This window comes from Duncaniella sp., from assembly GCF_029054785.1.
Lineage (GTDB): Bacteria > Bacteroidota > Bacteroidia > Bacteroidales > Muribaculaceae > Duncaniella.
Genome location: NZ_JAIDEN010000078.1, coordinates 1 through 9,842, shown reverse-complemented (window position 1 = coordinate 9,842; position 9,842 = coordinate 1). Strand labels below are relative to the sequence as shown.

The window sequence follows — 9,842 nt, the reverse complement described above, 5'->3', positions numbered from 1 at the left end:
GAGTACGCGTCTGGGGGGCGTGAGGTCGCTAGTTCGAGTCTAGTCACCCCGACAAAAGCCAAGAAGATGAGATTCAGAAATGAGTCTCATCTTTTTTTTATTTTTAATCAAAAAAAGATTCTGAAATCATTGGGCGGTTACGGATTAATTTCGTAACTTTGTGGCCGATTTAGCCGTAGCGGGCTCGATTAAGCAGCGACAACGAGCCGGTCTCAGAGTCCTCGCCCGCCGGAATAACCTGAAAACCAATTAATAACAGATGTACGCTATCGTAGAAATCCAGGGACAGCAGTTCAAGGCAGAGCCTGAGAAGTTCCTGTATGTTCATTATCTCGGCGAAGCAGTAAAAGAAGGCGACAAGGTTGAATTCGACCGTGTTCTCCTCGCTCAGTCCGATGACGCAGTTAAAGTTGGCGCTCCCACCGTGGACGGCGCAAAGGTTGTATGCGAGGTTCTCACCCCGCTCGTAAAAGGTGAAAAGGTCATCGTCTTCAAGAAGAAACGCCGCAAAGGCTATCGTCGCAAAAACGGTCACCGTCAGTGCTTCACCAAAGTGTTAATTAAAGAAGTTGTAGCTTAACCCACTAAAATCTCAAAAAGAAATGGCACATAAAAAAGGTGTTGGTAGTTCTAAGAACGGCCGTGAGTCAGAAAGCAAACGACTCGGTGTAAAGATTTTCGGTGGTCAGCGTTGCAAAGCCGGCAACATCATCAAGCGTCAGCGTGGCACAGTTCACCACCCCGGTCTCAATGTAGGCATGGGCAAGGACCACACTCTGTTCGCTCTGATCGACGGTGTAGTTGTCTTCACTGAAGGCAAAGAAGGCCGCAAGTTCATCAACGTCCAGCCGGCTGAAGCATAATAGCCCCAGTCAAGGACTGATTAAACACTGAAAAAAACATCCGGACCGCAGAAATCACTCTGCGGTCCGGCTATTTTTTTTTAGAGACTCCCGGCCTCCACCATACACCGACCACACACCGGCAGCCACATCCGACCGTTTTTAGCCATCGGCATTGCTGAAATTTTCGGAAATTTAATTAACTTTGCTTTCCATCACCCTCCGTCCAACAACATCACATGGAAAAGAAAAGCATCCGCGACCTCAACCGCGTCGACATCGAGCACTTCCGACGCCAACCCAAAATATCACTGACCGTAGTCCTTGACAATGTGCGCAGCCTAAACAACATCGGATCCATCTTCCGCACCTGCGACGCATTTGCAGTAGAATCGCTTATGCTGTGCGGCATCAGCGCCTGTCCGCCATCGCCCGAAATACACAAAACAGCACTGGGCGCAGAAGACTCGGTAGCCTGGCGCTACTTCAGCACAACAGAAGAGTGCATCGGACATCTGCAACGCGAAGGCTACACACTCTGCTGCCTCGAACAGGTCAAGGGCAGCATCGAGCTTCAGGAATTCTCCCCGCAGCAAGGCCGCCGCTACGCCCTGATCCTCGGCCACGAGGTGGAAGGAGTAGACCAGGCGATAGTCAACCAGTGTGACGTCTGCCTCGAAATCCCCCAGCGCGGCACAAAGCACTCGCTCAATGTATCGGTTTCCGGCGGAATCGCCATCTGGCATTTCTTCTCACGCCTTATGCCCGTTTAACAGAAAGCCCGACAACAAACCATAAAAATCAGCCGAAATACATTTAGAAGTTGTTTAACAACAATAGTTAAAATCTGAGCGAAAGTTTTGAGGTGAATATGGCTCTGAATTGAAGGAGCATAGCGAGCTATGTGACTGAAATGAAGAGTCATAGGCGCCCAAAACTTTCGCAGACGACGGTATTATCTTTTTTTCTTTTAATAATTTCATGTTTGAGAATTTTTAAAGTTACCAGAGCCTTGGTGTCTCTTTTGCTAAATTGTTGAAATTCGTCAGTCACATAGCTCGCTATGCTCCTTTCTCATTTACAACAATTTATCTAAAAGATACACCACTCAGATTTTAACTCTTGTTTTTTAAACAACCTCTTACAATCATCTCCCTGCTAAATTCTACAAACCAAAAACACCTCATTTCTCTCATGAAAACCTCAGGCCTGCTCATCCTCGCCGCCATCCTCGGCTTCACAACAGAAACCAACGCACAATTACGGATAAACGAACTGATGCAGTCGAACATCGACTGCATCATGGACGACCTGAACGAATTTCCCGACTCATGGGTAGAACTCCACAACACCGGAACAACCACAGTCAACCTAAGCGATTACAGCCTGTCAGACAAAAACAATCCTGAAAAAGCCCACCGGCTTCCTTCAAAGACAATAGCTCCGGGCGGATATATCGTCATCTATTGCGACAAAGCAGCGACAGGCCTCCACACCCCTTTCCGCCTTGATTCAGGCAAAGGAGCCGCAGTCTATCTTTTCAGAAACGGCGTCATCGAAGACAAAGTCGAGGGACTCAAGAAACAGCCGGCCCCAAACATCGCCTACGGACGGTCAGAAGAAAATTCCGAGACATGGGGCTATCAGGCCACAGCGACACCCGGCGCACCAAACTGCCGGAAATTATGCAAAGACCTGCTCGGCGCCCCGATATTCTCCACTCCGGGCCGGGTAGCCTCGACCGCATTCAATCTCTACATTTCCCTCCCTGAGGATGCACCGGAAGGAACAGTCATCCGCTACACGACAGACGGAACAGAACCGACAGAGTCAAGCCGCAAATTCGGCTACGGGCTCAACATCAGCGCATCAACAACCATCCGCGCAAAACTCTTCCATCCCGACTACCTGTCGCCACGTTCGACAACCCACAGCTACATCTTTCTACCCCGTGAGATGACCATCCCGATCGTCTCGATGGTCACCGACCGCCGATATTTCTACGACAACACCCTCGGCATCTACGCTGAAGGACACGACAAGAACAACCCGAACTACCAGCACGACTGGCGCAGGCCGATCAATTTCGAGCTATTCACCGCCGAAGGAGAAGCGAGCGTCATCAATCAGCTTTGCGAGACACGCGTGAAAGGGGGCGCCTCACGAGGCGCACAGCTGAAATCACTGGCTGTATATGCCAACAAACGTTTTGGCGAAAAACGTTTCAACCATGAGTTTTTTCCTGACGAAGCTCCAGGGCTGGACGAATGGAAATCCATTGAAATGCGCAACTCAGGCAACGACTTCGACTATACCTATTTCCGCGATGCCCTGATCCAGCGCGTCATGGGCACGAACTGCGACCTCGACTGGCAACCTTGGCTGCCGACAGCATTTTTCATCAACGGCGAATATAAAGGAATGCTCAACATCCGCTCACGCTCCAACGAAGACCACATCTACACATTCTACAACGGCGAAGAAGACATCGACATGATCGAGAACTGGAAAGAGCTCAAAGAAGGAAGCTGGGACAACTACAACAGCTTCAAGGAGTTTTACAATCAGGACGGCCACACATTCGATGAATTCAACTCACTGATGGACTGCGGAGAATTTGCCAACCTTATGATCATGAACCTCTTCTATGACAATAAGGACTTTCCCGGCAACAACATCGTGTTCTGGCGGCCGCGCAGCGACGGTGGCAAATGGCGCTGGATAGCCAAAGACACCGATTTCGGTCTCGGCCTCTACGAAGCACCTTACAACTACAAGACATTCAACTGGTTCTATGACAATTCATACGACCAGAATCACAACTGGGCCAACAAACCTGAACACACCCGCCTGTTCCGCGCGCTGATGGATACACCGGAATTCCGCGACATGTTCATTGACCGCTGCGCCGTCTACATGGGCGACTTCATGAACTATCGCGGAACAGTCAAGGAAATTGACAAAATGTACGGAATGATACGCAAGGAATATCCCTATCACCGCAAACTCGTCAACCAATGGTGGCCGAATCACCCCGAAGAAGTTCAGAAGATGCGCACATGGGTCAGCAAACGCACTCCGTTTTTCTACACCCACCTGAGCGACTACTACAAACTCGGCACACCACGAACACTGATCATCGACGCCGGACGCACAGACGACATCACGCTCACCATAAACGGCATCAGCCTGAACAACCGCGACTTTGACGGGCAATTTTTCGCTGGAAGACAACTGCTTATCGAAGCCGGACACAAAGAAGAAGGCATGGCAATCGGCAGTTGGAAAATAACAGTCACCAGCGGCAGCAACAAAGCGACAGCCGAATACAAAGGAGCCGTACTTTCACTGACAATGCCGGATGCCGACAAAGTGGAGATCGAAAGCATCGCCACCCAAAGCTCAATCGCCGAAATCGAAGCCAATCCAAAGAGCGGCGGCATAGACTTCAGCCAGCCGTTCAAACTATATGACATTCAAGGACGTTTGTTAATGGAAGCCGGATCCGCCGAAGTCACCGGCAAACTCGCCAAAGGACTTTACATAGTCCGTCAGGGCGAAAACGCCGCAAAAATGCAACTCGGCGGAAGATGAGTCAGCAACAGTCTGAAAACGATCTGAAAGAGCGCCGGCAAGCGAAATCGCAGCAATAATTTTGCAGAAAGAAGATTTTTTTGTAACTTTACATTAGAAAACAATTCGAAACAAGTTACACGACTATGAATAAAGATTTTAGGAATTTCGCAGTGCACCATCTCGGCATGAACGGGCTTGCACTCGATCAATATGCCGCCTCGGCAGCCTCTCAAATCACCTCATCCTATATATCGCCCACAATCATCGAGGAACGTCAGCTTAACGTAGCCCAGATGGACGTGTTCTCACGCCTGATGATGGACCGCATCATCTTCCTCAGCACCGATGTCAATGACTATACAGCAACCGTCGTACAGGGTCAGCTGCTCTACCTCGACTCAGTAGACCCCGGAAAAGACATCTCGATCTACCTCAACTCGCCCGGCGGATCAGTGATTGCCGGTCTCGGCCTCTATGACACCATGCAGCATATCAAGAGCGACGTTTCCACAATCTGCATCGGTATGGCGGCTTCAATGGCAGCCGTGTTGCTCGTGGCAGGCGCCCAGGGCAAGCGCATGGCTCTCCCCCACTCACGCGTGATGATCCACCAGCCCCTCGGCGGCGTGCAGGGTCAGGCTTCCGACATCGAGATCACAGCCCGCGAGATCCTGAAATACAAAGCTGAACTTTACAAGATCATCGCCGACCACTCAGGAATGCCGCTCGAACGCATCGAAGCCGATGCCGACCGCGACTACTGGATGACAGCCGACGAAGCCAAGGAATACGGCATGATCGACCGCGTCCTCCTCCCTGAACACAAATAAATCATTCCCGTTACAGACACAGAATGGCAAAAAAAAACAACAACACCTCTAACAACGGAGTTAAATGCTCTTTTTGCGGAAAGGAACCCTCCTACTCCGACATTCTCGTGCCGAGTCCATTGGGTGACACGTATATATGCAGTGAGTGCGTCGATCAGATCGAAGGCCTTCTGAAGGATTATTTCCAAGAAAACCCCTCACTGCGTCCGGATAGAGCCAAAGGCAAAAAAGCCAAAGCGGAGACAGAGCCTGAAACCAAAGCCCTCCCCACTCCGGCTGAAATCCGGGCATTTCTTGACCAATACGTAATCGGGCAGGACGATGCCAAGAAATATCTCTCGGTAGCCGTCTACAACCATTACAAGCGTCTGGCCCAGGACAAAGACGATGTCGACATCGAGAAAAGCAACATAATCATGGTCGGCCCGACCGGCACAGGAAAAACCCTGCTTGCCAAGACGATAGCCCGGCAGCTCGACGTCCCCTTCGCAATCGTTGACGCCACAGTGCTGACCGAGGCCGGATATGTCGGCGAGGACATCGAAAGCCTGCTTGTCAGACTGCTCCAGGCCGCAGACTACGATGTGGCCAAAGCCGAGCGAGGCATTGTCTTCATCGATGAGATAGACAAAATTGCACGCAAAGGCGACAATCCGTCGATCACACGCGACGTTTCCGGCGAAGGAGTTCAGCAGGGACTGCTCAAACTGCTCGAAGGATCGGTTGTCAATGTGCCGCCGAACGGAGGCCGCAAGCATCCTGAGCAGAAGATGATCGCAGTCGACACCAAAAACATCCTCTTCATCTGCGGAGGTGCGTTTGACGGCATCGAGCGCAAGATCGCCCACCGACTGAACACCCACGTTGTCGGTTTCACCGGAGGTTCCACACGCTCAAAAGTCGACTCTGACAACTATCTGCAATACATTGCACCGCAGGACCTCAAATCCTTCGGCCTGATTCCGGAAATCATCGGCCGTCTGCCGGTGCTTGTCCACCTCGATCCCCTTGACCGCGAAGCCCTCCTCAGAGTGCTCACCGAGCCTAAAAACGCCATTACCCGACAGTATGAAAAACTGTTCGCAATGGACGGAGTCAAGCTCATCTTCGCTCCTGAAACCCTTGAATTCATTGTCGACAAAGCAATTGAATACAAGCTTGGCGCACGCGGCCTCCGCACAATCGTAGAGACAATCATGATTGACCCGATGTATGAGACCCCCTCTACCGACATCAAGGAACTGGTGATCGACCGCGCCTTCGCTGAAGAAAAAATCCGCAAAGCCTACATCGGCTGACGGACGGCTACAATCCGGTTCAAGAGGCTATTGAAAAACAACCTCAAGGATTCAAGCCTCCCTGCGGAAGCGAACCAATCATAATTTATTCAACCTCTCCACGAGGGTGTTGCAGACCCTCCGTCAAAATCGCCCCGGTCAGAGGCGCTTTTCAAAGCGCCAACAGCCGGAGTGATAGATTCCCGGATAGCCGACAGGGCAAAGCGTCACTATCCGCAATCACGGTTTCTGAAACACCACACTCCCCTCAGTTCTCTCACATTTCAGTCTCACTCCTCCAACCTGAACGAAATCCCATGAATCAACGACTTCACGAAGCACTTAAAGAGCATTTCGGATTTGACACATTCAAAGGCAACCAGGAAGCCATAATGACAAGTCTCCTTGAAGGCAACGACGTATTCGTCCTCATGCCGACCGGAGGAGGCAAATCGCTATGCTACCAGCTTCCGGCCCTCATGATGGAAGGCACTGCCATAGTAATCTCACCACTGATTGCCCTGATGAAAAATCAGGTGGATGCCATGCGTCACTTCAGCTCGGCCGACACTGTCGCCCACTTCCTCAACTCCTCGCTCAACCGAGCAGCGATCGACCTTGTGAAATCAGACATCACAGCCGGTCGCACGAAGCTCCTTTATGTGGCTCCTGAGTCGCTGACCAAGGAAGAGAACATTGAATTCCTCAAGACTGTGCCTATCTCCTTCTACGCAGTCGACGAAGCACACTGCATCTCGGAATGGGGTCATGACTTCCGCCCTGAGTATCGCCGTATCCGTCCGATCATCAACGAAATCAACGTCCGTCCGATGATCGCCCTGACAGCCACAGCGACGCCCAAGGTCCAGCACGACATCCAGAAGAATCTCGGAATGCAGAATGCCAAGGTGTTCAAGTCATCGTTCAACCGCTCGAATCTCTATTATGAGGTCAGACCGAAAACATCCAACATTGACAAGGATATAATCAAATACATCAAAAACAATCCCGGAAAATCAGGCATCATCTATTGCCTGAGCCGCAAAAAAGTCGAGGAACTCGCCGAAATGCTCGTTGTCAACGACATCAAGGCACTCCCCTATCATGCAGGAATGGACGGCGCCACACGCAGCGCCAACCAGGATGCGTTTCTGATGGAAAAAGTGGATGTGATCGTCGCCACAATAGCGTTCGGGATGGGTATCGACAAACCGGATGTGAGATTTGTTATTCACTATGACATGCCCAAGTCGCTCGAAGGATACTACCAGGAGACGGGCCGTGCCGGCCGTGACGGCGGTGAAGGACAGTGCATCACGTTCTATGCCGCCAAAGACCTGCAAAAGATGGAAAAATTCATGCAGGGCAAACCGTTGGCCGAGCAGGAAATCGGACGCCAGCTTCTGCTGGAAACCCAGAGCTACGCTGAGGCAAGCAGTTGCCGTCGACGCTCTCTGTTGTTCTACTTCGGAGAAGAGTTCACCACCGACAACTGCCAGAACTGCGACAATTGCATTAATCCAAAGAAAAAAGTGGAAGCTAAAGACGATTTATGTGCAGTGCTTGAAACCGTAATAGCACTGAAAGAAAAATTCAAGGCCGATCATGTCACCGACGTACTTCTCGGCCGGACTACCGCTGATGTGACATCCTATCAGCATGACCAGCTCGACGTCTTCGGATGCGAGCAGGGCGCTGACGAAAAACTTATAAGCGCCGTGATCCGCCAGGCAATTCTTGCCGGCTATCTGGACCGCGACATCGAGAACTACGGTCTTCTGCGCATCACATCCAAGGGCAAGAAATTCCTCTCGAAACCCGAATCGTTCAAAGTGGTCGAAGACTCTGACTTCAGCGAGGACGCAGAGCCTGAAATGATCAAGAGCGGCGCATCGTTTGCCGCCGACGACGAACTTTACAGCATCCTGAAAGACCTCCGCAAGAAGATTGCCAAGCAGCTCGGTCTGCCCCCCTATGTCATCTTCCAGGATCCTTCGCTCGAAGCGATGGCCACCACTTATCCCATCTCGCTTGAAGAACTGCAAAACATCCCCGGCGTAGGGGCCGGAAAAGCCAAGCGCTATGGTGAGGACTTTGTCAAGGTGATCAAACGCCATGTCGAAGACAATGAGATCGAGCGTCCGGAGGATCTGCGCGTCCGCAGTGTGCCGAGCCGCAACTCCACCAAACTCTTCATCATCCAGTCGATCGACCGCAAGATTCCTCTGCCCGAAATAGCCAAAGCCAAAGGACTCGAATTCGGCGAACTCCTTGACAGAATCGAAGTAATTGTCTATTCCGGCACAAAGATCAACATCTCCTATTATATCAATGACATAATGGACGAGGACTCGCAGGAAGAGCTCTTTGACTTCTTCAAGGAATGCCAGACCGACGATCTCAACGAGGCCTACAAGGAATTCGGCGAAGACTACACGGAAGACGAGATCCGACTGATGCGCATAAAGTTCCTCTCGGAGATGGGAAACTGATTCTCACCATAAGCAACTGAACAGCAAAAGAATGAACAAGGTCATTGACTATCGCGACGTAGAACTCCACCGCCAGGATCTGATAGCCCTGCGCCACGTCAATCTGACAGTTGGCGAAGGTGAGTTCATCTACCTGCTCGGAAAGGTCGGAAGCGGCAAATCAAGCCTGCTGAAATCAATATACGCCGACATCCCCATTGCCGGCGGAGAGGCTCACGTCCTGGACTATGACCTGAACACGATCCGTCGCCGCGACATCCCCTACCTGCGCCGTCAGATAGGCATTGTATTTCAAGATTTCCAACTTCTGACCGACCGCAGCGCCTACGCCAATCTGAAATTCGTGCTGGAAGCGACCGGATGGAAGGACAAAGCCGAGATCGAGACACGCATCGAGGAAGTGCTCAAAGGGGTCGGAATGCTCAACAAGAGCTACAAGAACCCGCATGAGCTTTCGGGAGGCGAGCAGCAGCGCATCGTGATAGCCCGCGCACTGCTCAACCATCCGCGCCTTCTTCTTGCAGACGAACCCACCGGCAATCTGGATCCCGCGACAGGTGAAGCCATCGTCAGCCGGCTCCATGACATTGCCGGTCAGGGAACCACCGTGATAATGGCAACGCACAATCTCAGCTTCGTGGACCAGTTTCCGGGCCGCGTGATCCGCTGCGAAAACCATACCGTAAGCCTGAGCGATTGATCTTCCGGACTGCTCAGTTTCCGGCACAGACCTGTCAAGAGGATTTTTAGAGGTTGTTTAAAAACAAGAGTTAAAATCTGAGTGGTGTATCTTTTAGATAAATTATTGTAAATGAGAAAGGAGCA

General features: G+C 51.3%; 8 protein-coding genes. All 8 read left to right on the top strand.

The window, feature by feature from the left end; genetic code table 11:
- The first annotated feature begins 259 nt into the window (after positions 1-259).
- The 8 genes from rplU (at position 260) to K2H17_RS04915 (ending at position 9,717) form a co-directional block, all read left to right on the top strand.
- A complete protein-coding gene (gene rplU, locus K2H17_RS04950) occupies positions 260-580 on the top strand; it encodes a 50S ribosomal protein L21 (RefSeq protein WP_300132117.1) in 321 nt (106 codons plus the stop codon).
- 22 nt (positions 581-602) lie between these two features.
- Complete coding sequence (rpmA, locus tag K2H17_RS04945; protein WP_300132114.1) at positions 603-863, top strand: 50S ribosomal protein L27; 261 nt, start codon at positions 603-605, stop codon at positions 861-863.
- A gap of 218 nt (positions 864-1,081) precedes the next feature.
- The gene (locus K2H17_RS04940) at positions 1,082-1,615 is read left to right on the top strand and encodes an RNA methyltransferase (RefSeq protein ID WP_300132111.1); all 534 of its coding nucleotides are present in this window, start codon (positions 1,082-1,084) and stop codon (positions 1,613-1,615) included.
- A gap of 421 nt (positions 1,616-2,036) precedes the next feature.
- A complete protein-coding gene (locus K2H17_RS04935; RefSeq protein WP_300132108.1) occupies positions 2,037-4,436 on the top strand; it encodes a CotH kinase family protein in 2,400 nt (799 codons plus the stop codon).
- A 125-nt stretch (positions 4,437-4,561) separates the two neighbouring features.
- Positions 4,562-5,248 carry an ATP-dependent Clp endopeptidase proteolytic subunit ClpP gene (clpP, locus tag K2H17_RS04930; protein ID WP_300132105.1) on the top strand — a complete coding sequence of 229 codons (687 nt, stop codon included), beginning with the start codon at positions 4,562-4,564 and terminating at the stop codon, positions 5,246-5,248.
- Positions 5,249-5,271: 23 nt separating this feature from the next.
- Positions 5,272-6,546 carry an ATP-dependent Clp protease ATP-binding subunit ClpX gene (gene clpX / locus K2H17_RS04925; protein ID WP_300132103.1) on the top strand — a complete coding sequence of 425 codons (1,275 nt, stop codon included), beginning with the start codon at positions 5,272-5,274 and terminating at the stop codon, positions 6,544-6,546.
- Positions 6,547-6,842: 296 nt separating this feature from the next.
- Complete coding sequence (recQ, locus tag K2H17_RS04920; protein WP_300132101.1) at positions 6,843-9,017, top strand: DNA helicase RecQ; 2,175 nt, start codon at positions 6,843-6,845, stop codon at positions 9,015-9,017.
- 31 nt (positions 9,018-9,048) lie between these two features.
- Positions 9,049-9,717: an ATP-binding cassette domain-containing protein gene (locus K2H17_RS04915; protein WP_300132098.1), complete on the top strand. Its 669-nt coding sequence runs from the start codon at positions 9,049-9,051 to the stop codon at positions 9,715-9,717.
- The last annotated feature ends 125 nt before the right edge of the window (positions 9,718-9,842 follow it).

Coding starts and splice junctions, on each gene's coding strand:
- recQ (WP_300132101.1), top strand. CDS start 6,843: ATGAATCAACGACTTCACGAAGCACTTAAAGAGCATTTCGGATTTGAC.
- clpX (WP_300132103.1), top strand. CDS start 5,272: ATGGCAAAAAAAAACAACAACACCTCTAACAACGGAGTTAAATGCTCT.
- rpmA (WP_300132114.1), top strand. CDS start 603: ATGGCACATAAAAAAGGTGTTGGTAGTTCTAAGAACGGCCGTGAGTCA.
- K2H17_RS04940 (WP_300132111.1), top strand. CDS start 1,082: ATGGAAAAGAAAAGCATCCGCGACCTCAACCGCGTCGACATCGAGCAC.
- K2H17_RS04915 (WP_300132098.1), top strand. CDS start 9,049: ATGAACAAGGTCATTGACTATCGCGACGTAGAACTCCACCGCCAGGAT.
- clpP (WP_300132105.1), top strand. CDS start 4,562: ATGAATAAAGATTTTAGGAATTTCGCAGTGCACCATCTCGGCATGAAC.
- rplU (WP_300132117.1), top strand. CDS start 260: ATGTACGCTATCGTAGAAATCCAGGGACAGCAGTTCAAGGCAGAGCCT.
- K2H17_RS04935 (WP_300132108.1), top strand. CDS start 2,037: ATGAAAACCTCAGGCCTGCTCATCCTCGCCGCCATCCTCGGCTTCACA.